Annotated in this window: 25 protein-coding genes; 8 read left to right on the top strand and 17 right to left on the bottom strand. The window is 67.8% G+C overall.

The features are described from left to right. Positions 1-17: 17 nt before the first annotated feature. From A5705_RS21480 to A5705_RS21445, 8 genes are all read right to left on the bottom strand, one after another. The gene (locus A5705_RS21480) at positions 18-1073 is read right to left on the bottom strand and encodes a dihydrodipicolinate reductase (RefSeq protein ID WP_068279869.1); all 1056 of its coding nucleotides are present in this window, start codon (positions 1071-1073) and stop codon (positions 18-20) included. A 41-nt stretch (positions 1074-1114) separates the two neighbouring features. Beyond that, entirely contained in the window at positions 1115-2743 is a 1629-nt protein-coding gene (locus A5705_RS21475) for a long-chain fatty acid--CoA ligase (protein ID WP_068279866.1), read from the bottom strand. Between the two features lie 137 nt (positions 2744-2880). Continuing rightward, positions 2881-3981 carry a YncE family protein gene (locus tag A5705_RS21470; RefSeq protein ID WP_068279863.1) on the bottom strand — a complete coding sequence of 367 codons (1101 nt, stop codon included), beginning with the start codon at positions 3979-3981 and terminating at the stop codon, positions 2881-2883. A 407-nt stretch (positions 3982-4388) separates the two neighbouring features. Next, positions 4389-4727, bottom strand: coding sequence for a P-II family nitrogen regulator (locus A5705_RS21465; RefSeq protein ID WP_067877006.1), 339 nt, complete (start codon positions 4725-4727; stop codon positions 4389-4391). Positions 4728-4742: 15 nt separating this feature from the next. Then, a complete protein-coding gene (locus A5705_RS21460; RefSeq protein ID WP_067877009.1) occupies positions 4743-6158 on the bottom strand; it encodes an ammonium transporter in 1416 nt (471 codons plus the stop codon). A 155-nt stretch (positions 6159-6313) separates the two neighbouring features. Continuing rightward, positions 6314-7057: a DUF427 domain-containing protein gene (locus A5705_RS21455; protein ID WP_068279911.1), complete on the bottom strand. Its 744-nt coding sequence runs from the start codon at positions 7055-7057 to the stop codon at positions 6314-6316. A gap of 23 nt (positions 7058-7080) precedes the next feature. After that, the gene (locus A5705_RS21450; RefSeq protein WP_067877070.1) at positions 7081-7356 is read right to left on the bottom strand and encodes a DUF6295 family protein; all 276 of its coding nucleotides are present in this window, start codon (positions 7354-7356) and stop codon (positions 7081-7083) included. Positions 7357-7368: 12 nt separating this feature from the next. After that, positions 7369-8124, bottom strand: coding sequence for a dienelactone hydrolase family protein (locus A5705_RS21445; RefSeq protein ID WP_068279859.1), 756 nt, complete (start codon positions 8122-8124; stop codon positions 7369-7371). A 240-nt stretch (positions 8125-8364) separates the two neighbouring features. Between A5705_RS21445 and A5705_RS21440 the strand changes: the two genes are divergently transcribed. After that, positions 8365-9009, top strand: coding sequence for a response regulator transcription factor (locus tag A5705_RS21440; RefSeq protein WP_082956616.1), 645 nt, complete (start codon positions 8365-8367; stop codon positions 9007-9009). Positions 9010-9021: 12 nt separating this feature from the next. Here A5705_RS21440 and A5705_RS21435 read toward each other — a convergent pair whose 3' ends face one another. Next, positions 9022-9630: a sigma-70 family RNA polymerase sigma factor gene (locus A5705_RS21435; protein WP_068279853.1), complete on the bottom strand. Its 609-nt coding sequence runs from the start codon at positions 9628-9630 to the stop codon at positions 9022-9024. 249 nt (positions 9631-9879) lie between these two features. On the opposite strand from A5705_RS21435, the gene A5705_RS21430 reads away from it, so the two are divergent. Further along, entirely contained in the window at positions 9880-10260 is a 381-nt protein-coding gene (locus A5705_RS21430) for a response regulator (RefSeq protein ID WP_067877018.1), read from the top strand. A 159-nt stretch (positions 10261-10419) separates the two neighbouring features. Beyond that, complete coding sequence (locus A5705_RS21425; RefSeq protein ID WP_068279848.1) at positions 10420-11616, top strand: S1C family serine protease; 1197 nt, start codon at positions 10420-10422, stop codon at positions 11614-11616. Between the two features lie 22 nt (positions 11617-11638). Here A5705_RS21425 and A5705_RS21420 read toward each other — a convergent pair whose 3' ends face one another. Together A5705_RS21420 and A5705_RS21415 are read right to left on the bottom strand one after the other, a co-directional pair. Next, positions 11639-12229: a sensor histidine kinase gene (locus tag A5705_RS21420; RefSeq protein ID WP_068279847.1), complete on the bottom strand. Its 591-nt coding sequence runs from the start codon at positions 12227-12229 to the stop codon at positions 11639-11641. Positions 12230-12287: 58 nt separating this feature from the next. Further along, entirely contained in the window at positions 12288-12881 is a 594-nt protein-coding gene (locus A5705_RS21415) for a carboxymuconolactone decarboxylase family protein (RefSeq protein WP_067877028.1), read from the bottom strand. A 329-nt stretch (positions 12882-13210) separates the two neighbouring features. Here A5705_RS21415 and A5705_RS21410 point away from each other — a divergent pair, with 329 nt between their 5' ends. Beyond that, the gene (locus A5705_RS21410; RefSeq protein WP_067877032.1) at positions 13211-13510 is read left to right on the top strand and encodes a PE family protein; all 300 of its coding nucleotides are present in this window, start codon (positions 13211-13213) and stop codon (positions 13508-13510) included. Positions 13511-13593: 83 nt separating this feature from the next. Continuing rightward, positions 13594-14658 carry a PPE family protein gene (locus A5705_RS21405; protein WP_231982536.1) on the top strand — a complete coding sequence of 355 codons (1065 nt, stop codon included), beginning with the start codon at positions 13594-13596 and terminating at the stop codon, positions 14656-14658. 185 nt (positions 14659-14843) lie between these two features. Here the strand turns inward: A5705_RS21405 and A5705_RS28250 are convergent, their stop codons facing one another. Beyond that, positions 14844-14987: a hypothetical protein gene (locus A5705_RS28250; RefSeq protein WP_197521315.1), complete on the bottom strand. Its 144-nt coding sequence runs from the start codon at positions 14985-14987 to the stop codon at positions 14844-14846. 441 nt (positions 14988-15428) lie between these two features. Here A5705_RS28250 and A5705_RS21395 point away from each other — a divergent pair, with 441 nt between their 5' ends. Next, on the top strand, positions 15429-16619 hold the full coding sequence (locus tag A5705_RS21395) for a cytochrome P450 (RefSeq protein WP_067877036.1): 1191 nt from the start codon (positions 15429-15431) through the stop codon (positions 16617-16619). 19 nt (positions 16620-16638) lie between these two features. Here A5705_RS21395 and A5705_RS21390 read toward each other — a convergent pair whose 3' ends face one another. Genes A5705_RS21390 through A5705_RS21370 form a run of 5 tightly spaced genes read right to left on the bottom strand, consistent with a single transcriptional unit; the run spans position 16639 to position 21845 of the window. After that, entirely contained in the window at positions 16639-17217 is a 579-nt protein-coding gene (locus tag A5705_RS21390; protein ID WP_156763182.1) for a hypothetical protein, read from the bottom strand. Positions 17218-17264: 47 nt separating this feature from the next. Then, entirely contained in the window at positions 17265-18161 is an 897-nt protein-coding gene (locus A5705_RS21385) for a hypothetical protein (protein WP_068279840.1), read from the bottom strand. Continuing rightward, positions 18158-19741 carry a bifunctional 3-(3-hydroxy-phenyl)propionate/3-hydroxycinnamic acid hydroxylase gene (locus A5705_RS21380; RefSeq protein ID WP_067877045.1) on the bottom strand — a complete coding sequence of 528 codons (1584 nt, stop codon included), beginning with the start codon at positions 19739-19741 and terminating at the stop codon, positions 18158-18160. The genes A5705_RS21385 and A5705_RS21380 overlap by 4 nt, the downstream gene beginning before the upstream one ends. Beyond that, positions 19738-20655 carry a fumarylacetoacetate hydrolase family protein gene (locus A5705_RS21375; protein ID WP_067877046.1) on the bottom strand — a complete coding sequence of 306 codons (918 nt, stop codon included), beginning with the start codon at positions 20653-20655 and terminating at the stop codon, positions 19738-19740. The genes A5705_RS21380 and A5705_RS21375 overlap by 4 nt, the downstream gene beginning before the upstream one ends. Positions 20656-20690: 35 nt before the next feature. Continuing rightward, positions 20691-21845: a VOC family protein gene (locus A5705_RS21370; protein WP_067877049.1), complete on the bottom strand. Its 1155-nt coding sequence runs from the start codon at positions 21843-21845 to the stop codon at positions 20691-20693. Positions 21846-22387: 542 nt separating this feature from the next. Here A5705_RS21370 and A5705_RS21365 point away from each other — a divergent pair. Both A5705_RS21365 and A5705_RS21360 read left to right on the top strand, forming a co-directional pair. Beyond that, a complete protein-coding gene (locus A5705_RS21365) occupies positions 22388-22834 on the top strand; it encodes an MmpS family transport accessory protein (RefSeq protein WP_082956611.1) in 447 nt (148 codons plus the stop codon). Beyond that, on the top strand, positions 22813-25767 hold the full coding sequence (locus tag A5705_RS21360) for an RND family transporter (RefSeq protein WP_068279835.1): 2955 nt from the start codon (positions 22813-22815) through the stop codon (positions 25765-25767). Before A5705_RS21365 ends, A5705_RS21360 begins: the two co-directional genes overlap by 22 nt. Positions 25768-25909 lie beyond the last annotated feature (142 nt).

Here is a 25909-nt window from a genome sequence, read left to right as displayed (position 1 = left end):
GATTATGTCTCGCGGCGTCATCGCCCCAACACGGGAGCGGCCCGACCGGTGATCAGCGGTAGGTCGAAGAAACTCTGAATCCCGGCCGGGGCGGCGCAGGTGGCAGGGACCGCGTTGACACAGTGCGCGGCGGTCGCGACTATGCCCGGGTTGCTCCGCAGCCCCGCCTCCACGCTTTCCGGCTGCCATCCCTTGATCGTCACGAAGGTGTCCGGGTTGCCGCGCACCTCGATCTCGTAGCGCTCCCCCGCCGGCCCGAATGACCAAGGCGGGTCGAGGTTTTCGGAACCCATCAGCCAGTTCACGGTGATCCGCACGACCACCGCGTCACCCACCAGCGCCTCCCAGTGGAAGCGGCGCCCGGCCACCTGGCCGGGCTCGATCGTCCCGATCGGCGAGTCGATCGGCGCCGTCGCGACGGCCACCTCCTGCGACGACCGCACGGGCCCGGCGGCAAAGCCCAGCTGGTCGACGCAGAGCCGGACCGACTGGGTGAAGCCGCCGTCGAGCAGCTTTTGCATCGGCCCGGTGAGCGCGCTGTCGGGCGTCCCGCCGAAGCCCATCACGTAGCGCAGCACGTCCGGCGCACCGTAGCTGCGAAGGTCGGAGAACTCCTCGGCGCGAAGGAAAGTCACGCCCGTCGACATCACCGACAACAGCAGGGGAAACAGTTCGGTGGCCGCGCCGGGCCCGATCCCGGCGCCGTGCAGCGTGGCATTGCCGGCCTGCGCGGCGACTTCCAGGTGGGCGCCCTCCTTCTCGCTCGGGTAGAACCACCCGAGCGGGGTCACGACGTTCTTGCCCGAGCGCAGCAGCGCGGCGACTTCCTCGGCGTCGGGCAGCAATGGCGCGTAGATGACCGCGTCGGCGTCCAGCGCGAGCACCTCGTCGACGCGGTTGGTCGCCGTGACACCCAACGGCGGCGTGCCGATGATGTCGCCGACGTCCTTGCCGGCCTTGGCTTCCGAGTGCACCCAGCAGCCGACGAGCTCGAGCTCGGGATGGTCCAGCACGCCCTTGACGGCCGCGGTGCCGACCGATCCGGTCGCCCACTGAACGACGCGCAGGCTCATGTACGCACCGCACCTTTCCAGTCGCGCGCCTCACAGGCCGCTCAGTCGCGGGCCTCGACCACCCAATAGCCGTGCTCGGCGTATCGCGCCCGGATCGCCTTCTTGTCGTACTTGCCCACGCTGGTGCGCGGAATCTCGTCGACGAACGTCCATCGCTCGGGCAGCCACCAGCGGGCTACCTTGTCCGCGAGGAACTTTCGCAGGTCTTCGGCGCTCACCGACGAATGCTTGGCCACTATGACGGCCAGCGGCCGCTCCTGCCAACGCTCGTCGGGCACCCCGACGACGGCGGCCTCGAGCACCTGCGGGTGGCCGATGAGGCAGTTTTCCAGCTCGACCGACGAGATCCATTCCCCACCGGACTTGATGACGTCCTTGGCCCGGTCGGTCAGCGTGACGAAGCCCCGCTCGTCGATGCGGCCCACGTCGCCCGTGCGCAGCCAGCCGGAGTCGAACTTCGAGTCGTCGCGTCCCAGGTAGTAGGACCCGGTGATCCACGGGCCGCGGACCTCCACCTCGCCGACGGCCTCGCCGTCGTTGGGCAGCACCGCGCCGTCGTCGTCGACGATCCGCATCTCCACCCCGCCCACCGGCTGACCCTGCGTCGCGCGGAACGCCCAGTGCTGGTCCTCGGGGGTGCCCGGCGGCGGCCAGGCCATGGTGGCCATCGGCGACGTCTCGGTCATGCCCCACAGCTGCCGGATCTGCACGCCGTGCTTTTCCTCGAAGGTGCGCATCAGCGATACCGGCACGGCCGAGCCGCCGCAAACCACCAGGCGCAGCGACGACATGTCGTGCTCGGGGTCGTCCTCCAGCCGGTGCAGGACATCGTTCCAGATGGTCGGCACAGCTCCGGCCAACGTGGGCCGCTGGGTTTCGACCATGTCGATCAGCGAGCGGGCGTCGAGATGGCAGTCGGGAAGCACCAGGTCGGCACCCGCCAGCAGCGCCGCATAGGGCAGACCCCACGCGTTCGCATGGAACATCGGTACGATCGGCAGCACGCTGTCGACCGCCCCGACGCCGATGCCGTTGGTGGTGCACGCCGACATGGCGTGCAGAAAGCTCGAACGATGGCTGTAGACAACGCCTTTCGGGTTGCCGGTGGTGCCGCTGGTGTAGCACATCGCGGCCGCGCAGCGCTCGTCGATCACCGGCCAGTCGAAGTCGGGGGATTCGGCGTCGAGCAGCTCGGCGTAGTCCAGCACGGTCTTACCGGATTCCTCCAGCGCGGCCGTGTCGCCGTCGCCGACCACGATCACCGCCTGTACGGTCTCGAGTTCGCCGAGGACCGGCGCGAGCAGTTTGACCAGCGACGCGTCGACCAGCACGACCCGGTCCTCGGCCTCGTTGGCCACGTAGGCGATCTGCTCGGGGAACAGGCGGATGTTGAGGGTGTGCAGAACGGCGCCCATCGACGGCACCGCGAGGTAGGCCGCCAGGTGTTCGGCGTTGTTCCACATGAACGTCGCGACGCGCTCATCCCCGGTAACGCCGAGGCGGCGCAACGCGTTTGCCAACCGGGCGGCCTGCCGACCCAGTTCGCGGTGGGTGATGCGCCGGTAACCATCGCCGGTGGCGGTGGTGACCGTGCGTGCTCCGTGGACGCCGCAGCCGTGCCGCATGATCGCGGCGATGGTCAACGGGAAGTCCTGCATCGTGCTGTCCATCGAGGTACCGCCTTACTCTCAGCGCGACACCGCCACGTGCGGTCGGGCGAATGCTATCGCCGCGCGCGCCATGAGAAAACGGGTTCCCCCGACAATGTGCGTTTTACGCGTCTTGGCCCGCGATCGGCTCCCAATGGTCAGGCCAGGGCCGGCTCGCAGCGAGGCAGCTCGGGCGCGACCCAATCGGTCGCGGTCTCCCTCTCAGGCACCGATGTCTCGATGCCCAGGACGACGATCGAGGCGACCGGCGCCACGGTGACGGTGCCGGAATAGTCGGCGACGTAGAGGTACTTCGCGTCCGCGCTCTCGACCACGCAGGACGGCTGGTTGGCCACCCCGATGGTGCCGACGACGTCGTGCGTGAGGGTGCACAGCACCGTGATGCCGTCGTCGCTGACCACATATGCGCGATCGCCGTCGCCGCTGAGGCTCAAGCCGGTGACGATGCCGCCGATCTCGGAGATCTTGCGCGTACCGGTGACCTTGGCGGTGCGGGTGTCGACGACGTCGAACACCGCTCCCGACTCGGGGGCGCAGCTGACCACGTAGGCGATCGCCCCGTTGGGGCTCAGCGCGACGTCGCGGATGGGCAAACCGATCTCGACAGTGCCGATGGCGCGCGACCGCGCCGGCGTCCGCGTGTCGACGAGGACGAGCTGCCCGCCGGCGGGGCCGTTGGTGGCGACGTACAGGCGGCCGCCGTCAGAGCTGGTCCGCACGCACGCGGTGGTGGTTCCCGGCCGGTTCGCCCACGCGACCTCTTTCACGTCACCGGTCTTGGTGTCCAGGACGGCGACGTCGGCGCCGCCGGCGCCGTTTCGGCCCGCATAGACGTAACGCCCGTCGGGGCTCGCGGCCAGATCGCTCACGCTCAGCGCCAGCGGATGCGTGGCGACGACGGAGTTGGTCGGCACGTCGATGACGGCGATCGAGTCGTACGCCGGCGCCACGCTGCTGACGTAGGCGCGGTTGCTGTCGCGGCCACCCACGGCGAGCGCGAAGGGCTCGCCGAAGCCCGGAACGGTCCGCACGACGCGGCACGTCTCGGTGTCGATGACCGAGACGGTGTCGCGGGCGTGGTTGGCCACCAGGAGGCGGGTGCCGTCGGCGGTGGCGGCGATGCCGCTGATGGGACCGTGGTGCACGCCGATCTCGACGACGATCGGGAACCCGGCCGCCACGCCCAACTCGATGACGTCGCCGTCTCTGGCCTGATGTCGATGGTTCACTCCGAGCATGCTGGCACCGCCTTTGCTGTCTTCGTAGGACCTCCGGCCTCCTCGGCGGGCGCCGAGCGCCCCGGCATGAACCGGATCCCGCCGCCCGCAGGCGGCGCTTTTGCAAAAATTTTACCGAGCGAATTACGGGCAAAAAGAATTCGACATCGACGCTGTCGGACACGTCACACCGAACGCCCGATTTGCGCTTAGAATTCCTTTATTGCCGACGCGCAGAGCCGACAGGTAGCGAATCCTATACCCGCGAAGCAACAGGACATTCCGCAGCTGAGCGAACCGGTCAGACCCGCGGTTCCGGCGGTTCAATAAATAAGAGCCTCTTAGAATCGCGGATAAAAGAGGTAAATGTCACATTTCGCAGATTCTCGGCGCGCCGCGTGCGGAATAATTTTCCGACCGCCGACACCTCAAAGCGCGTCGTGGTCGCGTTCCCCGGTCCGGATGCGGATGACCCTGTCCACCGTCGAGACCCAGACCTTGCCGTCGCCGATTTTCCCGGTACGGGCCGCTGTCGTTATCGCGTCGACGACACGCCCGGCGAACTCCGCATCGACCAGCACCTCGACGCGGACCTTGGGGACGAACTCCACCACGTATTCGGCCCCGCGGTAGACCTCGGTGTGCCCGCGCTGCCGGCCGTAGCCCTGGACCTCTGTGACGGTCAGGCCCAGCACGCCGACGGCCTCCACGGCGTGCTTGACGTCGTCGAGCGTGAAGGGCTGGACGATCGCGGTGACCAGTTTCATGGCGACGTCACGGCCTCAATCGTCGGCCGTCTCGGCCGGTTCGGCGGCCACCGCCGGGGACCGCGTGGCCGCCAACGGCTCGGTCCGCCGGCCCGTGACGAGGGCTTCGTCGGGGTAGGCCTCTTCGTCGTGCACGCCGAGGTCCCCGGTTTCCAGGACCTCCTCGGGCAGCCGCAACTTCATGAAGATGCCGAGGACCTTCAGGATGACGAAGGTGACGAGCGCGTCCCAGACGATGACCGTGCCCGCGGCGCCGGCCTGAATCAGGATCTGCTTGGGATGGTGGCCCCACAGCCACCCGGAGAACGTGACGTCGGATCCCGCACTGCCGCCCAGGTATTCGACGATCTTCGGGTCGGCGAGCACACCGACGAGCAACCCGCCCGACAGGCCGGCCACCCCGTGGGTGTGGAACACGCCCAGGGTGTCGTCGACCTTCGCGAACAGCCTGGTCCTGCCGAGCCAGTTCCAGGACATCCAGACGATGGACGAGGCGACGACGCCGATGATCATCGCGCCGAAGCTGTTGACGAAGCCGGCCGCCGGGGTGATGGCCACCAGGCCGGTGATCATGCCGTTGACGGCACCGAGGAACGTGGGCTTACGCTGCCTGCTCGCGAAGATGTCCCACAAGACCCAGGTGAGCAGCGCGACGGCGGTCGTGAGGTTGGTGTTGAGCACCGCCAGCGATGCGTCGGCGCCGGAAAAGTATGGGTCACCGCCGTTGAACCCGTTCCAGCCCAACCACAGCACGCCGGCGCCGACCGCGGCCAGGGGAAGGTTGTTCGGCACGGCTCTGTCGCGGTCGCGCGCCAGCCTCGGACCGATGACCGCGGCGGCGACGAATCCCGTTGTGCCGGCGGCCAGGTGGATCACGTACCCACCGCTGTAATCCAGGGCACCCGCCTGGGCCCACCAGCCGCCGCCCCACAACAGGAAGGCGTTGACCGAGTAGGCGATCGTCGACCAGAGCGGGACGAAGACGAGCCACGCCTTGAAGCTCATCCGCCCGATCACGCTGCCGAGGAACAGCAGCGGCGTGATGGCGGCGAACACGAACTGGAAGTACGCCAGCGTGGTCTGCGAGAACCGGAATTTCGGCATCGTGCCGTCCAACAGCGGGATGACGGCCTGTTGCTGGTTGTTGCTGGACAGGATGGTGTGGGGGATGCCGACGGCGGCCCTCAGGATCCCGGGTCCGAGCTTGAGCGGGTCGCCGAAACCCATCTTGAAGCCCCAGAGCACCCACACGACCAGCACCAGCGAGAATCCGGTGAAGGCCATCAGCATGGTGTTGACGGCCCACTTCTTCTGCACGATGCCGCCGTACAGCACGGCGATGCCCGGGATACTCATCAGGCCGACGAGGGTCGCGGCCACCAGTTGCCACGCGTTGTCGCCGGGATTCAGCCAATCGGGATAGGGCAACATGGTTCAGACACACCCCAATTCGAACCAAAGGCTATACGTCAGCTGCGGTGCGAAGTGACGCCGTAGACGGGTGAAGCCTCGGCCCGGAATGTTTCGAGCGTGTGTGCTGCGGTTTAAATATTGATTTCGTTCGGTCCGCCGCCGGTGGCCGTCTGCTAGCTGAACTGGGTGCGCGGCCGGGGCGGGGCGACGCCGTCGACGCTGATGTCGAGCTTTTCGTTGTAGAAGGCCACCAGGCCCGCGATGGGCGCGACCGCCGGCAACGGATAGTGATAGGTCCACGCCAGGTCCGGATGCGTGATGTCGCCCGCGCGCACCGACCAGTAGCCCGACGTCACCCCCTTGTACGGGCACAGCGTCTGGGTCGTGCTGGGTTCCAGGTGCTCGAATGCGACGTCGGTCGGATCTATGTAATACCTTGTGGGCAGCCCGGTTTCGAATAACAGCACCGGCGATGTGGTGTCGGCCAACACGATTCCGTCGAGCTCGACCCGGACATGGCGGTGGGAGCGCAGGGCGTCGACCCGCGAGTACGGGTTGCGCGGGTGGCCGTAGATCGGCTCGTCCTCCTCGAACCACCGCAACGGATCCCACTCGAACCGCACGGTGCCCGCCACGGGGCTGTCGGTGCCGGCGTCGAAGACCCGCGCCGCCGAGGGGAAGGTCCGGCCGTCGCCGACCAGGGAGTGCAGCCGCGACGCACCGAACTGCACCTCCTGCGGGTGGTTCTCATCGCGGAGGAATTCCGTGCGCACATCGGCCAGCGGAACGTAATACGCCGGGTAGTAAGGCAATTCCCAAACGTAGCGGGCCGCGATGGTGTCGAAGACCAGCTGGTGTCCGAGGTAGCCGCGGACCCGGCGCGGCGCGGGCTCGACGCGTCCGCGGGCGGCGGCCATGGGCGGGTAGTCGGGTTGGGCGGTCACGCCTGGTCCTTCGACGCCAGCCCGGCCGGCGCGTTGGCGATCGCGCGGTGGATGGCGTCGGCCAGCGCAAGCGCGCTCTCCTCGGTGAGTTCCAGGGCGACCCGCGCCGACGGGCCCAGCTCGGGGTTGATCACGTCGATGTTGACCGTGTGGCCGTACGGCGCGTGCACGGGGTGGTCGACGTATACGGTCGCGCGGCTGGCGCCGAACCAGCCCGTCGCGCCCTTACCGCTGCCGTCGATCAGCGCGTGTTCGGTGAGGTAAGTGCACATGCGTTGGCACACCTAGCCTTTCAGGTGGGTCGCGAAGAAATCGTCGATGCGCCGCCAGCCGTCCACCGCCGCCTCGGGCCGATACGCCGGCCGGTCCACGGAGAAGAACGAGTGGCCCGCGCCGTCATACGAGACGAACTCGTGTGGCTTGTCGAATCTGGTCAGCTCGGCGTCCAGGGCGGCCACGGCGGGTGGCGCGGGGAACCGGTCGTCGGCCCCGAACAGCCCCAGCATCGGGCAGCTCAGTTTCGCCGCCAGATGCAGGATCGGTTGCATCGCCTTCGGCATGCCCTCGGGCAGGTCCTCCACGATGAAGGCGCCGTAGCAGTCCACCGCGGCGTCGAACGGCAGCGAGCAGGCCGCCAGGAATGCGTGCCTTCCGCCCGAGCAGTGCCCGATGACCCCGAACTTCCCGTTCGCGCCGGGCAGGGATCGCAGGTGCTCGACCGCGCCCGCGACGTCGCCGACCAGCCGCTCGTCGGGCACGCCGCCGGCGGCCCGCACGGTGGCCGCCGCGTCATCGGGCGCAGCGCCCGGGGCCTCGCGCGAATACAGGTTGGGGGCCACCGCGTGATAGCCGCTCACGGCGAGCCGCCGGACGAACTCCTTGGTTTCCCGGTCGTAGCCGGGCATGTGGTGGATCCACACGATTCCGCCGCGGGATCCCGCGGCGAGCGGCATGGCCCGGTATGCCTCGATCTCGTCGCCGCCGTGGCCGGTGATCGTGATCGTTTCTGCGCGGATGGCGTCTGGACTGGGCGCGTTCATCGCTGCTCCTTTTGCGGGCTCGCTCCGACGAAACCAACGACGAAACCAACGTAGCCCAACCGCGCCCGGACGGTCCGATCGTGCATTTCACGAGGCTGTTTGTCGCGCCGACCCGCACGGGAAAAGCTGGAAAACGGGTACCGCGCGGTGCAAGATTGTTGCTCAAAGCGGGTGAGCCGGGAGGACGAGGCGTTGACGACGGAAACAAGCTCCGCCGAGGCGGGCGCGGCTCCTGTCGCGCTGCGCGCGGTGGTGGCCGACGACGAGACCCTGTTGCGGGAGGGTTTGGCCAGCCTGCTGGACCGCTCGGGGTTCGATGTCGTCGGCCAGGTCGGCACCGCCGTCGAGTTGCTGCCGCTCGTGCGTGACACTCACCCCGACGTCGTGGTGGTGGACATCCGGATGCCGCCCACCCACACCACCGAGGGCCTCGAGGCCGCCCGGGTGATCCACGAGGAACTCCCGGACACCGGGATCCTGGTGCTGTCGGCACACGTGGACGTCGAGCACGCGATGGAACTGCTGGCCAGCGGCCGCGGCATCGGCTACCTGCTGAAGAGTCGCGTGACCGACGTCGCGGATTTCGTCGACACGTTGCAGCGCATCGCGAAGGGTGCGTCGGTGGTCGACCCGGCCGTGGTCCAGGAATTGGTGTCCGGGCGGCGGCGCGACGATCCCCTGTCGGCGTTGTCGCCGCGCGAACTCGAGGTGCTGGAGTTGATGGCCGAGGGCCGTTCCAACGCCGGCATCGCGCGGCGGCTGTGGGTGACGGAGGGCACGGTCGAAAAGCACGTCCGCAGCATCCTCACCAAGCTCGGCCTGCCGGAGACCGACGACGATCATCGCCGCGTCCGCGCCGTCATCACGTTCCTGGATTCGCGCTGACGCGGCCGGGTATCACGCTGTGCGCGCCAGATCCTCTGAGCGGTCATAGTTTTCGCCCTGGCGGTGCTGGGCCAGCAGCAGGCGTAGCCGGCGGCGTCCCCGATGGAGGCGCGACACCACCGTCCCGATCGGTGTGTCCATCACCGCGGCGATTTCCTTGCACGGCATGCCCTCGACATCCGCGTAGTACACGGTGGTGCGGAACTGCTCGGGCAGGGATCGCATGGCAGCGACGAGATCGTGGTCGCCGAAGCGTTTGAGGGCCTGATCTTCCGCCGAGGGCAGGCCCACGCCGGAGTGGGCGGCGCTCACCCGGAAGTGCAGGTCCGTGATCCCCTCCGAGAGATGCTGCGCCGGGCGCCGCTGTGTCTTGCGGCAATTGCTGATGTGGGTGTTGACCAGAATGCGGTATAGCCATGCGGAGATGTTGCTCTCCGGCCGGAAGGAGTCGAAGGCGGCGAAGGCCTTCGCCATCGTGTCCTGAACGAGATCCTCCGCGTCGGCGTGGTGGCGGGTCATCCGCATCGCCTGCCGATAAAGGTCACCGAGCAGGGGTGTGACTTGGCGTTCGAACCCGGCCGTGGGGTCCGCTTCGGCAGGCAATTCCGCTGGCAGGGTCATGATGCGCCTCTCGTGTCGCGGCGGGTACGGGGCCGGTCGGCTCCACGGCTTACGATTCCGCCCGGGCTGAGCCGCGTCTGCACCGCTGGCAACCGTCGGGGCTTCCGGTCAGCCGCACTCCGCGTTACCCGGGTAGCCGGTATGGGCGTGCTCGCGCGCCACAGCCGGAGCGCCGAATCCTTCCCGATTCGCCGTTAATTTCCTGCTAGCCTCCATGCGGTCGGATGACCACTACTCCACACTGAAGCCGTGACACTTGATGAGCGGACGCGGTGCGTCATCGTCGATGACAACCGCGACTTCCTCGATGCGGCGACCCGGTTGCTGGAGCATCAGGGGATCAACGTGGTGGCGGTGGCGACGTCCTCCGCCGAGGGGCTGCAGTGTGTCAGGCACCTGCAGCCCGACGTCACGCTCGTCGATATCGACCTGGGTGAGGAGAGCGGATTCGACCTCGTCGAAAAGCTGCACAGCAACGGGTTGGGCGCCGAGGTGCCGACCATCTTGATCTCCACCCACGCCGAAGAGGACTTCGCCGAGTTGGTCTCCGCCAGCCCGGCTTTGGCGTTCATTCCCAAGTCGGCCCTGTCCGGTGCCGCGATCCGCGACGCCCTGGGGCTGGCCGGCTAGATACCCGCTAGCGCGGTAGCCGAATGGCCGGTGGCGGTAACGACAGCCACGCCCGCAGCTGCGATCCTGGACATGAGCGGTTCCACAGCGCGCCAAGCGCGGAACCGATGTCGTTGCACCCCAAGGGCTTCGACGCATTCGAGGTGAGGAAAAGTACTCATGTCCTTTGGCGACGGCTGCTACTGCCTCATGCCGACATCCGGCCGGCACCCGTCGCACCGGGCGGTCCGGGTGTCTGCGCGCCGGAAGCGGCTGGCGCGCGGCGGGTTGTTGATCCTGCGTGGGGTGGAGGTCGCGCTGTTTGTCGCGACCATTGTCGCCGCCGTTGCGTTGCTCGCCCACCCGCTCGCGGTCGGAAGGTCGTCGCAGGACTACAGCTCCGCGATGACCTTGCCCGGGCCTTATTCTTCCGGCGCGTTCTCGGTCGAGGAGGTGGCCGCGAAGGTGTTGCCCAGCGTGGTGACGCTCGAAGTCAACGACGGCAACCGCTCTCAGCTCGGTTCCGGGGTGATCCTCACCGCCGACGGGCTGATCATGACCAACAACCACGTCCTGGCGCCGATCGGCGACGGCCGTCGGCCGCCGGCGGGCACCGCGGTGACCCTCAACGACGGCCGCACCGCGGCGTTCGACCTGATCGCCACCGACCCGAAGAGCGACATTGCGATCGGGCGGGCTCGGGACGTGTCAGGGCTCACGCCGATCTCTGTCGGCTCGTCGGCGAAGCTGCGCGTCGGTCAGCCCGTGGCGGCGGTGGGGTCTCCACTCGGGCTGCGCGGCACCGTCACCGCGGGCATCGTCAGCGCGCTGAATCGGTTGATACGTCCGGCAATTGACCCGGACCGCCCGCTGAGCGCGTATTACGCCATCCAAACCGACGCCGCCATCAATCCCGGTAATTCCGGTGGTGCGCTCGTCGACATGAACGGCGCGCTGGTCGGCATCAACGCGGCCGAGGCGGTGCTGCCCGGCGCGGAGGGCGCGGGCATCACGGCCCACGGATCGATCGGCCTCAACTATGCGATTCCCGTCGACCATGCCACCCGCATCGCCGCCGAACTGGCCGCAACCGGGCGGGCATCGCATGGCTGGCTGGGCGTACAGGCCACCGGCGACGCCGGCGTCCGCGGCGCCCGGATCACCGGAGTGGACGCCGGAAGCCCCGGTGCGGCGGCCGGATTGACGGTTGACGCGGTCGTCACCAAGGTCGATGACCAGATCATCGACAGCGGGGCCACCCTGGTGGCCGCCGTGCAATCCAGGGAACCCGGGGCTGAGGTCACGCTCGCGTTCGTGCACAGTTCGGGTCTGCCGATGACGGCGCGGGTCACCCTCGGCACCGACCAGGGTCGGTAATAGCGAGCTGCGCGCTGCCCGCTCAGGCCGGCGCACAGGGAATTTCGGCCGCGAGCGTAGTGCCCTCGCCGTGGCAGCTGGTGACATCCAACCGGCCGCCCAGTGCCTCCACCCGGTCCCTGAGCCCGATCAGCCCGGATCCTTGCGGATCGGCACCACCGATGCCGTCGTCAGATACCCACAGCCGCACCCGCGCGTCGTCGGCCTCCACGGTGATGGTGACCATTGACGGGTGTGCGTGTTTGGCGGCGTTGGTGAGCGCCTCGGCGACAACGTAATATACCGCGACCTCGACGGACTTGGGCAGTCGCCGCGCGACGTCGACGCGTAGCTCGACGGGCATGGCGAAACGGCGACTCAAGACACGCAGTGCGGGGCCGAGGCCCGCATTGGACAGCACGGCCGGATGGATGCCGCGGGAGAGCTGACGCAGTTCCTCGCTCGCCGCCGCGACTTCGTCGGCGAGCTCGGCGATCTCGAGTTGCACCAGGCCGTCGGCGGGCAGGGAGGCCTGCAGGGACTGAAGGCGCAGCCGCAAGGTCACGAGGCGCTGCTGCGCCCCGTCGTGCAGGTTGCGTTCGATGCGACGCCTGGCCTCGTCACCGGCGGTCACGAGGCGGGCTTCAACCGCTGCTACCCGCTGGCAGGTAGGCGTGCGCGCCCTCGAACGATCAGGCCGGTGCGGGTATCTCGAAGGCGTTGAGGACCGCGCACACGGTGTGGTAGATGCCGGTCAGGACGGCGGCCTCCATGACGCCTGCCGGGCCGAGCGTTGCCTCCGCCTCACGGTATAGCGCGTCGTCGAGCCGGTGCTCGACCGACAGTGCGCGGGCGACACGGTGGGCGACGGCCTCGTCCTTGGTCAGATCTTCCGGAAGTCCGCCGTCGGCCAGTGTGCGCACCGCCTTATCGGGGAGCCCGGCCTGCAAGGCGACCGCGCAATGCGCGTACAGCTCATAGGGTGCCCGCCACACCGCGCCGACCGACAGGATGATGACCTCCCTGCAGCGCTTGCTCAGCGAGGTGTTCGTCTGCTCCGTGACCGCCAACTCGAGGAACGCGGACGAGATGGCCGGGGTCAGCAGGGCCGGGTTGAACGGACCGATCAGCCGGCCCGTATCGGTGCCCGCCCGGAACTTCGCGGACTCCGCCCATGGCACCGCCACTTTCGTCAGCCAGTCGAAGACCTCCCGCTGGCCCGGATCGAGCGCCGCGCGCTCGTACAGCCGAAGACGCCCGCCCAGGCCGCCGTCATCAATCGACATGATTCCTCCCAACGCCCGTAACGGACTGTTGCCCCTCAGCATGACGCGAGGTGCCGCTGATGTCGTTACCGGCAACCGGAATCGCGATACCCGGCCCGCAGGAAGGTATGCGAGCTGAACCACTCGGCGCCGCAGCGGAGCTCGCGGGGATCGACTGCTCGCCAAGTCAAAGTGATTGCAGCTAGCCAGAAGTCAAAGGGGGCGCTAGCGCCGACGACATCTCGCCCGGCCTCGGCAATGCTACGTGTGGGGCTCGGCTGCCGGGTTCGGTTACGCACTGATGCGTCGGCCGACGGGGCAGCGTCACCAATCGGCACCGGGAGAAGCAAATGTCGTTCGTCACCACACGACCCGAAGCGCTGACGGATGCCGCAGGACAGCTGGCGGCAATCGGGTCGGCGATGACCGCTTCGAATTCGGCTGTGGCGGAGCCCACCACGGGAATCGTTCCGGCCGCCGCCGACGAAGTGTCGGCACTGACCGCGGCAGCGTTCACCGCGCACGGCGCGATGTACCAGGAGGTCGGTGCGCAGGCCGCCGCCATGCATCAACTGTTCGTGGCCACCTTGCATGCCTCCGCCGGTTCTTATGCGGCAACCGAGGCCGCCAACGCGGCCGGCGCCCACTGAAAGCCGCTCGGAAAATGGACTTCGGAGCGCTCCCACCGGAAATCAACAGCGGCAGGATGTATTCCGGCCCTGGCCCAGGGTCGATGTTGGCCGCCGCGACCGCTTGGGAAAAGCTGGCCGCGGACCTGTACTCGGCGGCCTCCTCGTACGCCGCGGTGGTGTCCGGACTGACCTCCGACGGCTGGCAGGGTCCGGCATCGGCCTCGATGGCCGCCGCCGCCGCGACGTACGTGACGTGGCTGAGCACGGCCGCATCGCAGGCGGAGCAATCGGCCAACCAGGCTCACGCCGCCGCGGCGGCGTTCGAGGCGGCGTTCGCTGCCGTGGTCCCACCGCCGCTCATCGCGGCCAACCGCGCGCAGTTGGCGACGCTGGTTGCGACCAACTTTCTGGGCGCCAACAGCGCGGCCATCATGGCGACGGAGGCCGAGTATGCCGAGATGTGGGCTCAGGACGCCGCAGCCATGTACGCATATGCCGGGTCGTCGGCCGCCGCGGCGACGCTCACGCCGTTCACCGCGCCGCAACAGAACACCAACCCGGCCGGTGTGGGCACGCAAAGCGCCGCGGCCACCAATTCCACCGGAAGCTTGACGCTGCCGTCGATCGACACGATCGTCCAGCTGATCGCCGACGACATCAACAATGCGCTCTCGCCGGATCACATCAACTCCGGCATCAGCGCGTTCGCGACGATCCCTTCGATCATCTTGTCGGCGGCCTCCTTGGCTTCCAGTTCCGGCACGAGCGCCGCCGACTCAACGGTGGCGGCATTGACCGACGTGAGCGCCGGGCTGGGCAGGGTGGCGAGCACCCTCGGATCGGTGGGCTCCGCGTTCGGCCCCGCCGAGCTGGCCGGCTCGGTGTCCGCCGGGATGGGTCGGGCGGCCGGCCTCGGTGCGCTCTCCGTGCCGCAGAGTTGGGGCACACTTACGTCCACGGCTTCCGGTTCGCCGAAAGCGTTGCCGGTCAACCTCGTCAGCGAAACCGACCTCGGGGATATGGCCCCGCCGGTCAGCCTGGCGGGCGCCCCGGCGACCTTGGCGGCAGGGGGCGCCGCCCGGGGCAGGTCGATGGCGGCCGACGGCACGACCCTGCGGTCGTTGATGCGGCCCAGCATGCTTCCGCGTCAGAGGTACATCGGATAGCGCGACAGCAGGTCCGCGCCAAACGGCTCAGACCGGCTCGGGCCCAGGCTATTTCGGTGATTCCACGCCGCTAGCGGTGCCCATGGATGAGGCCGTCACACGTGCGGGCGCCTGGGCAACGCCGACGGCGTAGGCGGAGTTGTACCGGCGGATGAAGCGGGCCACGAGCGGGCTGGGCGCGCCGGTCATCGCCGCGGCACTCCCTTGTGCCGCTCGACGACAGTGCGACTGTCATGCAGGGCCCACGCAAGGGTGATCAACAGCAGCAGCGCCAGCAGTACGGTCAACATCGGCGAATACCTGCCCTTCTCGGTCGTTTCCGTCCACACCGGCCGCTGCGTCCGAAGAGACTGTCCCACAAACGCTTTGGCCGCCATTTCGGCGGGTTGCCGGGCGAAGGTCCAACCTGGCCGCCCCGGCAGTTGCCACTTCAGCATCGCCCGCGACGGCCGACATGTCGTCCCTGCTGGCCGCCGCAGTCGCCCCCGGGTAGCTGTACATCACCACGTCCGGACCCCGGCGCAATCGCCGGCAATCCGCGGGAACAGCTCGAGCCAAGCGGTTGACTGACGATATGCTCGTATGTGACGATATCGTCACTAATCAGAAAGGACGCTGGTGGGCGGCATGACGAACCTGGCCTCCTCGACCGTGTGCTGTTGCACCGCCCGCGGTCGGTGGCCGCGCGACCTGCCGCCGGCCCGCCTCGACGCGCCGGCCCCCTCACGCGGACCGCACGCACGCGGCGGGCGTGCCACGAGGGCCACGTGATGCGGAGGGTCCCGCAAGACGTCGCGGTCTACCGGGCGAACCTGTACACGCGGACCGCGGTGCTCGACCCGTACCCGCACTACGGCCGGCTGCGCCGGCTCGGATCGGTGGTTTGGCTGCGCCGGCACGGCGCCTACGCGCTGCCCCGCTACGCCGAGTGCAAGGCCGCGCTGCGGGATGACGCGACGTTCATCTCGGGCAACGGCGTGGCGCTCAATCCGATCAGCAATCGGTTGTCGCGAGGCACCACGCTCAACAGCGACGGCGCGGAGCACGACAGACGGCGCAAACTGGTTGCGCACCGGCTACTTCCGCGCGCGTTGCGCGACCTCGCCGGCACAATCGATGATCAGGCGGCCGCCATCGTCGACACCGCTCTCGGCCGCCGGACGGTGGACGCGGTCGCGGACCTCGCGTCCGCATTGCCGCTGGCCGTGGTGCCCGATCTGGTCGGTTGGCCCCGCGACGAACGGGGGCCACTGATCGACTGGGGCGGCGCCACATTCGACATGCTCGGCCCGCTCAATCGGCAAGCCGTCATGTCCTTCCCGCGCAGCCTGCAGATGTTGCGATTCGCTCGCCGCGTCGTCCGCAGCCGCACCGTCCTCGAGGGCAGCATCGTCGACGAGCTGCTCGCCTCGGTCGACGCGGGAACCGTGAGCCGCGAGCAGTGCACGGCGCTGATGATCGACTACATCGCGCCTTCGCTCGACACCACCATCAGCGCCATCTCAAACGCGGTGTACCTCTTCGCCAGTCACCCCGAGCAGTGGCAACTCCTCAGGGACAACCCTGGGCTGATTCCCAACGCGGTCAACGAGATCGTGCGTTACGAATCGCCGCTGCGCGCCTTTGCCCGGCTGGTCCGGCGCGACACCGAGATCGCCGGTGTGCTCATTCCGGCGGGATCGCGCGTCCTCGTCATGTACGCCTCGGCCAACCGCGACGAACGCGAGTGGAAGGACCCGGACACCTTCGACATTCGCCGCGATGCCGGGCGACACCTCGGCTTCGGCAACGGCGCACACGCGTGTGCCGGCCAAGCGCTGGCCCGCCTGGAGACGGCCGCCATGCTGCGTGCGTTGATCGACCGCGTCCAGCGCATCCACGTCACTGGCCGACCCACCTGGGCCCTCAACAACATCATCCGCCGGCACCAATCGCTTCCGGTCACTCTGGAGGCGGCGTGACGGGTTGCGGCACCCGGAGTCAATTCAGCGGAAACTGCTGCGCCGTGATGGAATCGCGCAGCGCCCGCCGATAGCGTGACAGCACCGGCACGTACAAACCCAGTTCCTTGCGCGCAGCCTGGACGACGTCCCGTCGGTTGATCTTGATGTTCTCGTACGCCTTCAAGGCCTCGCGTTGATCCTCGGGCATGTTGTCCAACCACATGTCGAGCCGGCCCGTCAGTCCCTCGTCAGCCTCGATCTGCCTCACCCACTCGCCCAACTGAACCGACTGCTGGTAGGCGTATGCGATCGCAAGGTCGGCGGTCTTGTAGTTGCCGGTCAGCGCGAGCTCGCTGATCACCCTGTCGATCGCTTCGGCTTTCTCGGCCAACACCTCTCGGCGCGCTTCGGGCGGGAGCGCCTTGAGGATCTCCAGGTCCCGGCCGATCCGTAGAGCCTCGGCGTACAGCGTTTTCATCTCCTCGTAGTGGAAGCGCTTGTGCTGAGACCTCCGGTCCAGTGAACCCGTGCCGAACGCGATGATGCCCGCCAGGACGACGAACGCGCCGCCCAACAGCGTGCCCTGCCCCGGAGTGACGTTGTGCCACAGGTCCACCCAGGCGCTCATCTTTACCACCTCCGACACACGACACCGCTACCGGTTCAGAGGTCGGCGATCGCCAGGCCCGTGAGGCCGAAACCCAGGTGCACGAGTTCCTTGTCGACGCCGCTGTCGAGATTGATGTACCGGATGCTGCCCCCGAGATCACCGACGTAGAACTCCGAGTCGGACAGGGCCGCAACACCGATCGCCTCGTGGTACCCGCGCGAAAGGATTTCGGGCGCACCGATCGTCGGCTGCACCGCCGCGCGATTGAGGGTGTTGCCGCCTGGTTCGGCGCCGCGGTCGGTCCACACCAGCGTGGCAGCGCCGAACAGGTGCAGGTCGATCGGCTCGGGCAGATCCTTCCACAGCAGCTCGACGTCGTCGCGGTGCCGAGGGTCGGCGCTGGCGGGCAGGTCGAGGCCGGCACGAAAGATCCTGCCCTCACCCGCCTTTGGCGCACCCTTTTGCGTCCAGTACAGCAGGCGCCGGTCGAGGTCGACGGCGATGCCGACGCAGTGGTTGGCGATCGTTTGCGCGTCCTCGTCGCCTACCCCGGTCACCACCAGCGGCCGCAGGCCGCTCCCGTCGAGGTTGCAGGTCAGGACCTGCATGCCCTCACGGTCGCACCAATACAGCATGCCCGCTTGCCAATCGGCGGCGAGCTGCTTGCCCGTGGTGAAGGCGCCGCGCGGCACGATCGTGACGCGGTTGGTGCCGTCGAGATCCGCGCGCTCCAGCGATCCGTTGCGGGCGTAGGCAACCTCCGAACGTGGGTCGCCCCCCGGATCGGGGGCGCCCATGTTCGTCCAGTAGATGTGACCGCGGGCCCGATCGACGACGATTCCGTCGGGCCTCTCGTCGAGTCCGGTGATCAGGGTCCGAACCCGGGTGCCGTCCAGCGACACCGCCTGCATCTCCTGCTTGCCATCGTTGAGCACCACCAGCTCGGTCATCGGCGCTCGCTTTCGGCTTCCGCGGCAGCGCCAACGGAGAACGACGGCACAGCGTCGCACAGCGCCCGAATGTCCTTGCCGGCCTGCATGACCGCGCCGTCGGGCCGCACGATGGCGGCCGACGCCCGGCCTGCCCGCAGCCAGCGGCCGAGTTGGCTCTCACGCGAGACGGGGACCACGACGGCCCCTCGTACGTCGAGCTCCTTCAGTTGCGCGGGGCTCAACCACGCCGACGTGACGAGCGCGAAGCGGTTGCCGACGATCTGGTCGAGGCGCTGGCCGTCGCGCAGCACCGGGTTGGGGCACAGCGTTCCGGCCAATCCCCCGGGCACGCGGGACTTGACGACCATCTCCGACCGGTGCAGGCCGGGCGCGACGCCGTCGGCGGCGCTGGTGCGGGTGCCCGGCAGGCGCAGGTTCTGCAGTCGCGGGAACACCACCTTGCGGACGAGGTCGCCGAGCGTGCCGCCGCCCGTCATCGCCGCGCCGACCGACACGGCCATCATGATCATGGCGGCCGCGTGGGCCTTGCGCTCCTGCTCGTAGGTGTCCAGCACGCTTTCGGGCAGCGAATTGCTCAGCACCCCAGCCACTTTCCAGGTCAGGTTCAGCGCGTCGCGCAGACCGGCCGCCATGCCCTGGCCGACGAACGGCGGCGTGAGGTGGGCGGCGTCGCCGAGCACGAACACGTTGCGGTCGCGCCAGCTGCTGGCGACCTGTGCGCGGAAGGTGTAGGCGGTGACGCGGACGAGGCGCAACTGCTCCGCGGGCGTGTCGCCCAGCCACGGCTTGATCAACGGCTCGATCTGCTCGATGGTTTGGTAGTCCGCCGCGCTCTCCCCGTCGAGAAGCCGGAACTCCCAGCGGTACCGGGTTTCGCCGACCCGCATGTAGGTGCCGGCCCGCTCCAGGCTGCACAGCTGGTGGCAGCCCTCCCACTGGTCGAGATCGGCATCGGTGTCGACGTCGATCACGATCCACTCCTGCTGGAACGGCAGCCCGTACATGTGCGAGCCGATCGACGCCCGGACGATGCTGTTGGCGCCGTCGCAGCCCAGCACGTAGCTGGCGTCGACGGAGTGCTGGCCGCCACGCACCCGGTCCAGGAAGCTGACCCGCACCTTGCCGTGCTTGTTCTGGGTGACGCTGGTGACCTCGACGTCACCGTGCAGCATGACGTGCGGGTAGCGCTTGAGGTTGGTGCGCATCATCGCTTCCAGCTCCGGCTGGTCGAACATGTTCATCTGCGGGTAGCCGTTGGCGCTGGGCTCGGTGCTGCGCTTGAGCTCCGCCAGCACCCCAAACTCCTTGTCCAGCAGGCGAAGACCGTGTGCGGGCCGACGGTGGGCGGCGAACTCGTCGCCCACGCCGAGGCGCGCCAGGATCCGGTAGATCTCGTCGTCGGCGTGCACCGCCCGCGGCAGCGGGTAGACGGTTTCGTGCCGGTCGAGCACGAGAGTCGGGATGCCGTACTGACCCAGCAGCGTGGCCGCGGTGATGCCGGTCGGGCCGGCGCCGACGATGATCACCGGCACGAAGTCCGGCAGGGACGCCGCAGCGCCGTTCGAGTGTGCGTTCATGCGTAAACCACCTTGTTGCGTTGCGTGCCGAGGTCGAGGGCGCCGTCGTCGGTGGCCACCGTGGCCTCCACGACGTCCCCGTGGTGCAGGTAGTTGGGGTTCTTCGCCTGGTCGGCGAGGAACGTCATCAGATCCATCTGGTGCGGGTTCTCGACGCCCCGCGCGGTGAGCGCGGTGCCGACCGGGGTGCCGGTGAGGATCAGGTCGCCGGCTTCCACCTTCTGGAACCTGGCCAGCGTCTGCAGCGCCTGGACGGGCGAGTAGAGCATGTCGCCCTCCACCACCATGTTCTGGCGCAGCTCACCGTTGACCCGCAACTGCAGCCGCAGGTCGCCGAAGCGCTTGAGCTCGTCGGCGTCGACCAGCACCAGCGCCGGCCCGACCGGGGTGAACGTCGGGTACGACTTCGACTCGAAGAACTGCTGTTTGGTCAGCTGCACGTCGCGCGCCGACACGTCGTTGGTCACGACCAGCCCGTGGACGAACTCGGCCAGGTTGGCCTCGGTCACCTCGGTGCCCACCGGGATCTCGCGGCCGATCAGCAGACCGATCTCCAGCTCGTAGTCGAGCAGCTTCACGTGGGCGGGCTTGACGATGTCGCCGAACGGCCCTGTGACCGAACCGGAGGCCTTGCGGAAGAAGGTCAGCGGCGTCTTGGCCGGGTCGCGACCGACGTCGCGGACGTGCGAGGCGTAGTTGGTGGCCTGGGCCACCAGCCGGCAGGGCGTGGTGACCGGCGAGACCAGCGCGAGGTTGGCCACCGGCACGGTGTCGGTGGAACCGGCGGCCTCGTCGATGGCGCGGCGGTCGCCCAGCAGCTGGGCCGTGGTTGCCGCGTCGGTGCGGATGCGCGCCGCGCCGTTGGGGGTCTGCACCCACCACGCGTCGGCGGTGCGCAGGATCGAGACGGTCATTTGAGGATCCTCACTTTTCGATTGGGTGGTGGGTTTCAGGAATTGGCGACGTTGAACAGGCCGCGCAGCGCGGACAGGTCGAACTCGTTGTCGTGGCGCAGCGCGTCGAGCATCAGAGCGACCTCGCGTGCGGTTTCGCCCGCGCTGCCGACGCCCAGGAAGTCCTTGCTCGGCGGCGGCCCCCACTGGTACAGGCCCGAGGCCGTCAACGGCGCCCAGCCCGGCTCCAGGGTGTTGTCGAACATGTCGCCGTCGGCGTAATGCTCGACCAGGAAACCACCCTCCGGGTCGCGCCAGTAGTCGAAGAGCTGGCTGCCCTGGATGTGGCGGCCGATGCCCCAGGAGCGGAAATACCCTTGCTCCCGCAGGTATTCGCCGCCGGCGGCCAGCGCGTCGAGGTCGGCGACCTGGTACGCCGAGTGCACGTAGCGCCGGGTCGGGCCCAGCGCCATCGCCAGCGTGTGGTGGTCGGCCGGCACGGAGCCGCGGTCGCAGCGGATGAAGCTCATGACCGGTCCGCGCTCGCGCTGGCCGGGGTAGTAGCAGAAGTCGCTGACGATCAGCCCGAGGTGGTCCAGGTACCAGTTCAGCGCCTCGATGTACTTCGGCGTCTGCAGCACGATGTGCCCGAGCCGCTGCACACGGGCGGGTACCCGCGGCGGGCGCTGCGTCACGTTCGCCCGCACGGTCTGGTGGCTGGGACCGAAGTTGAACACGTGCGGTCTCTGCGACGGCAGCTCGGGTAGCTCGTGCACGCCCGACACCACCCGCAGCGGGATCCCGCTGGGGTCGACCAGGTCGACGGTCACCCCGCCCAGGTTCTCCGGAAGCGCGCGCACCGTGGTGCCGGTGGCATCGGCCAACCGCAGCAAATCGGAGTGGTCGGCGGCGACGAAGGCCGGGCCGATGAACCGCGAACGCGAACCTTGGCGGATCAACACGCACGGCGCGCCCGCGTCGCTGCCCCGCAGGTGCAGCTCGTCCTCGGTGCGCAGCACGACGCTGTACCCGAATGCCAGCGCGAACGCCTCGGCCGTCTTCAGGTCCGGCTTCTCGAATTCCAGCCAGATGACGTCGTGGACCTTGATCACCGGGTTGGCCGAGCGGCCCGAGTGCTCACCCGGCAGGGCGCCCTGCTCGCTGTGCAGGCCACTATGAGCGTTGTGCGAGCCGATCAGTTGGTCAGTCATTGGTCACTCCTAGAACAAACTCGATGGACACCCGTGATGCTCCTTCCCTGAAAGGGTTTGACGACAAGGCTTTTGGCAGCGCACGCTCGGGCGCACCGCATTCGCCACCAAGCATGCCGCCGGCGCGAGAGCCTGTCGTTGCCGCTGACGGCAATCGCTATACCCTGCTAGCAGGTATCCGGGACGCGGCTGAGGAATCGTCAGTCTGGGTTGCCCGACAGTCAGTTTCGTCGCTTGCGGAGCCGTTCGCGTTGACGATTCGTCGCCATCGGGTGGTGGTTGCAGCACGGCAGATCGCTACGCCACCCACAAGGGCCTGACGCAGGCGCCGGCGCCCATCATTGCCGGATGAGGCCGCGTGGCCCCGGATTCGCGATGACTCGGCGTCTCGCCTAAACACATCCGGTCAACGGCGTGAAATTCAGCCACCAATCTCTATGGCGTTCACTGCTTTTTAGCGGTTTACTTATGCACACAATTTCACATTCGCTTGCCTCGATTACTGCGCCGATCGTCCGGAGGGTATCGACGTGAACGCGAGAATGAAGACACGTGGTGCCGGAAGCATCCTCGACAAGCTCTGGCGGCCCACCGTGATTGGTGTCGTGCTCTTGGTCGTCGCGTATGGCGTCCATTCCATTCGGGGCAACAACGAGAACATCAGCCATCCGCCCGCCACCAGCGCGATCCCGGCCACGGTCGTGCAGATCAACCCCAAAAACGTCACCTACGAGGCGTTCGGCACGCTCGGTGAGGGTGGCAAGGTGGTCTACGCGAACCTCGACAGCCAGCCGGTCGAGGTCAGGCTCGCCGCACTGCCCTGGTCGGTTTCCGAGACGACGATGTCGCCCTCGGCGACGCTGAGCCTCGTCATGCAGGTGGACGGGGACTCGGCCGGATGCCGCATCCTCGTCGACGGCAAGGTCCGTGACGAGCACGTGGTGTCCCACCAAAACGCCGCCGTCGCATGCACGGTGACCGCGGCATGAACGACGAGGCACCCACCGGGCCCATCGAGACCGAAGAACCGGTCCCGGCCGACAAACCGGTCAAGCGACCCCTCCTCGCCAGACTGTGCCGGCAGTTCGCGGTGCCGATCGTGGTGTTCTGGGTGCTGCTGGGCGTCGTGGTGAACGTGTTCGTGCCCTCCATCGAGGAGAACACCAAGGCCAACGCCAAGGCTCTGGTCCCCCGCGATTCGCCGTCGTCGCAGGCCGCGCTCGTGCAGGGCAGCGCGTTCAAGGAATCCGACTACACCAGCGCGGTCGTCATTCTTTTCGAGACCCAGGGCCGCAAGCTCGGCGACCAGGACCGCCAGTTCTATGACGAGGTGGTGCGCCGCCTGCGCAACGACAAACAGCACGTGCAGTCACTGCTGGACCTCTGGGGCAAGCCGGTCACGAAGTCGGGACAGCAGAGCGCCGACGCCGAGGCCGCCACCCTCACGGTCCGCCCGACGGGTGACACCGGTGACGCCACCTCGAGCCGGTCGATCGACGCCATCCGGGACATCGTGGCCAAGGTTCCGAAACCGCAGGGCCTCAACACCTATGTGACGGGACCGGCCGCGCTCAACACCGACACGCTCGACGCCGCCGACGCCAGCATGTTCACGCTCACGATCGTGTCGGTGATCGTCATCATCATCATGCTGCTGCTCGCCTACCGCTCGGTGGCACGAGCCCTCATACCGCTGGTGGGTGTGCTCCTGATCCTGGCGACGGCCCGGGGCGTCGTCTCGTTCCTCGTCGGGCTGCACGTCCTGGGGATCTCGTCGTTCGCGATGAACATGCTCGTCGCCTTGGTTTTGGGCGTGGCCACCGACTACGGCATCTTTTTCATCGGCCGCTACAACGAGGCGCGCCGGGCGGGCCACGACAAGGAGTCCGCCTACTACGAATCGGTCGCCAACACCTCGCACGTCATCCTCGGATCGGGCATGGCGATCTCCGGATCGACTCTGTGCCTCAGCCTGACGAAACTCAACTATTTCCGCACCCTTGGGCCGCCCTGCTTCGTGGGGATGGTCGTGGCGGTCGTCGCCGCACTCACCCTGGGTCCCGCGATGCTCGCGCTGGGGGGCCGCATCAAGTGGTTGCAGCGGATCAGCTCGACGAGCCCGATGTGGCGCCGGCTCGGGACCGCGATCACCCGGTGGCCGGCCGCGTTCATCTTCGTCGCCCTGCTCGTCGTTCCGCTGTGCCTCATGAATCTGGCCACGTACAAGGTCAGCTACAACGACCGGGACTTCGCGCCCGACACGGTCGAGTCGGTCCGGGGGTACGCGGCCTCTGACCGGCATTTCCCGCCGAGCCAGCTGTCCGTCGACACCCTCTACGTGCACTCGGACCACGACATGCGCAACACGACCGACCTGATCTCCCTGGACCGGATCGCCAAGACCATCCTGCGGGTTCCCGGCATCTCCATGGTGCAGGGCATCACCCGGCCGAACGGCCGGCCCCTGGAACACGCTTCACTTCCCTACTCCATGGGGTCGGTGGGAACGAAGATCGGCGAGAACCTCGCCTTCTTCAAGGATCGGGTCGCCGACATCGACACGACGGCAGACCACATGGGCAAGCTCATCGAGGAAACGAACACTCTGGAGCAGCTCACCCGCAGGCTGGCGGACCTCACCGAGCAGTTGACCGCCGGCACCCACATGTCGCGCGAGGCCACCGAGCGAATGCGCGCCATTACCGACGAGGTGCGCGACAACCTCGCCAACGTCGACGACTTCTTCCGTCCCATGCGCAGCTACCTCTATTGGGAGAGGCACTGCTATGACATTCCGATCTGTTGGACCCTTCGGTCGCTCAGCGAAACGGTTGACAACGTCGACCAGGTGAGCGAACAGCTCGGCGATTTGGTGAAGGGGCTCGCCATCATCGACTCGGTCACTCCGCAGATGGTGCCCGAGATGCAGGCCATGGCCGAACACATGGGAACGATGGTCAAGGAAATGCGGGCGATGCAGTCGCTGACGCTGAGCACGCAAAGCACGCTGCACGCGATGATCCCGCAGATGGAAGTCATGATTCATCCGATGATCGACATGGCACAGGCATTCGACAACGCCAAGAACGACGACTTTTTCTTCCTGCCGCCCGAGTCGCTTCAGACGGAGAACTTCAAGGTCGGTCTCGATTTCTTCATGACGCCGGACGGCAAGGGCGCCCGCTTCCTGGTTTTCCATGAGGGCGAGGCAATGAGCCCGGCCGGAATCCAGCAGTCGAGGAACGCATCAGCCGCCGCCCATGAAGCCATCAAGCAGACGGCGCTCTCGAATGCGAAGTTGGACATGGCGGGCGCCTCGCCGACCTACCGCGACGTGGAGGACTTCTCGCACAACGACCTCATCCTCATGATGCTGGCGACCTTCGGGCTGGTGTTCGTCATCGTCTTGGTCATCACCCGGGCACTCGTCGGCTCCATCCTGGTCCTGGTCGTCGTCGTGCTTTCCTTCGCCGGGTCATTGGGATTGGCGTCGCTGATCTGGGAGACGCTGCTCGGCACACAGCTGCATTGGCTGAACGTCCCCATCGCGTTCATCGTGCTGGTGGGGGTGGGTTGCGACTACAACCTGCTGCTGCTCTCGCGGTATCGGGAAGAGCTGGACGCCGGCATTCAGACGGGCATGATCCGCGCGATAGCGGGCTCGCTGAGTGTGGCGGTCACTGCGGCCCTGGTCCTCGCCGGGACGATGCTGGCGCTGCTTTCCAGCGACGTGAAGAACATCGGGCAGGCGGGGTCGACGATCGCGATCGGACTGGTTTTCGACATGTTCGTCATGCGGCTGTGCCTGGTGATGCCGCTCGCCCGGCTGCTGGGCCCGTGGTTCTGGTGGCCGCAGCGGGTGCTCAGCCGGCCCCGCAGGGCCGCGGCCGGCGTTCGGCCGGCGGCCGTGCCGCCGCTGTGAGTCAGCCGCCGGATCAACGGCTCACAGGGGCCGGAAACGCATGCACTGTTTGACGGTCTTGAAATTCTGCCCGCAATAGATGCACCGCATTCGGCCCGAGCGGGCGATCCTGAGCAGAGAAGCCCGCACCCACTTGCGGTAG

Origin of the sequence: Mycobacterium sp. E787, from assembly GCF_001668725.1 — a bacterium.
In the GTDB taxonomy this organism is placed as follows: domain Bacteria; phylum Actinomycetota; class Actinomycetes; order Mycobacteriales; family Mycobacteriaceae; genus Mycobacterium.
This window is presented reverse-complemented; position numbering and strand designations above follow the sequence as displayed.

What these genes read in the sequence shown, in the direction of transcription:
- A5705_RS21435 (WP_068279853.1), bottom strand. Translation starts at nt 9,630, where the DNA reads ATGACCCTGCCAGCGGAATTGCCTGCCGAAGCGGACCCCACGGCCGGG.
- A5705_RS21470 (WP_068279863.1), bottom strand. Translation starts at nt 3,981, where the DNA reads ATGCTCGGAGTGAACCATCGACATCAGGCCAGAGACGGCGACGTCATC.
- A5705_RS21455 (WP_068279911.1), bottom strand. Translation starts at nt 7,057, where the DNA reads ATGGCCGCCGCCCGCGGACGCGTCGAGCCCGCGCCGCGCCGGGTCCGC.
- A5705_RS21475 (WP_068279866.1), bottom strand. Translation starts at nt 2,743, where the DNA reads ATGGACAGCACGATGCAGGACTTCCCGTTGACCATCGCCGCGATCATG.
- A5705_RS21465 (WP_067877006.1), bottom strand. Translation starts at nt 4,727, where the DNA reads ATGAAACTGGTCACCGCGATCGTCCAGCCCTTCACGCTCGACGACGTC.
- A5705_RS21365 (WP_082956611.1), top strand. Translation starts at nt 22,388, where the DNA reads ATGAAGACACGTGGTGCCGGAAGCATCCTCGACAAGCTCTGGCGGCCC.
- A5705_RS21460 (WP_067877009.1), bottom strand. Translation starts at nt 6,158, where the DNA reads ATGTTGCCCTATCCCGATTGGCTGAATCCCGGCGACAACGCGTGGCAA.
- A5705_RS21415 (WP_067877028.1), bottom strand. Translation starts at nt 12,881, where the DNA reads ATGTCGATTGATGACGGCGGCCTGGGCGGGCGTCTTCGGCTGTACGAG.
- A5705_RS21410 (WP_067877032.1), top strand. Translation starts at nt 13,211, where the DNA reads ATGTCGTTCGTCACCACACGACCCGAAGCGCTGACGGATGCCGCAGGA.
- A5705_RS21360 (WP_068279835.1), top strand. Translation starts at nt 22,813, where the DNA reads ATGCACGGTGACCGCGGCATGAACGACGAGGCACCCACCGGGCCCATC.
- A5705_RS21425 (WP_068279848.1), top strand. Translation starts at nt 10,420, where the DNA reads ATGTCCTTTGGCGACGGCTGCTACTGCCTCATGCCGACATCCGGCCGG.
- A5705_RS21445 (WP_068279859.1), bottom strand. Translation starts at nt 8,124, where the DNA reads ATGAACGCGCCCAGTCCAGACGCCATCCGCGCAGAAACGATCACGATC.
- A5705_RS21450 (WP_067877070.1), bottom strand. Translation starts at nt 7,356, where the DNA reads ATGTGCACTTACCTCACCGAACACGCGCTGATCGACGGCAGCGGTAAG.
- A5705_RS21385 (WP_068279840.1), bottom strand. Translation starts at nt 18,161, where the DNA reads ATGACCGAGCTGGTGGTGCTCAACGATGGCAAGCAGGAGATGCAGGCG.
- A5705_RS21370 (WP_067877049.1), bottom strand. Translation starts at nt 21,845, where the DNA reads ATGACTGACCAACTGATCGGCTCGCACAACGCTCATAGTGGCCTGCAC.
- A5705_RS21405 (WP_231982536.1), top strand. Translation starts at nt 13,594, where the DNA reads ATGTTGGCCGCCGCGACCGCTTGGGAAAAGCTGGCCGCGGACCTGTAC.
- A5705_RS21395 (WP_067877036.1), top strand. Translation starts at nt 15,429, where the DNA reads ATGCGGAGGGTCCCGCAAGACGTCGCGGTCTACCGGGCGAACCTGTAC.
- A5705_RS21375 (WP_067877046.1), bottom strand. Translation starts at nt 20,655, where the DNA reads ATGACCGTCTCGATCCTGCGCACCGCCGACGCGTGGTGGGTGCAGACC.
- A5705_RS21480 (WP_068279869.1), bottom strand. Translation starts at nt 1,073, where the DNA reads ATGAGCCTGCGCGTCGTTCAGTGGGCGACCGGATCGGTCGGCACCGCG.
- A5705_RS21380 (WP_067877045.1), bottom strand. Translation starts at nt 19,741, where the DNA reads ATGAACGCACACTCGAACGGCGCTGCGGCGTCCCTGCCGGACTTCGTG.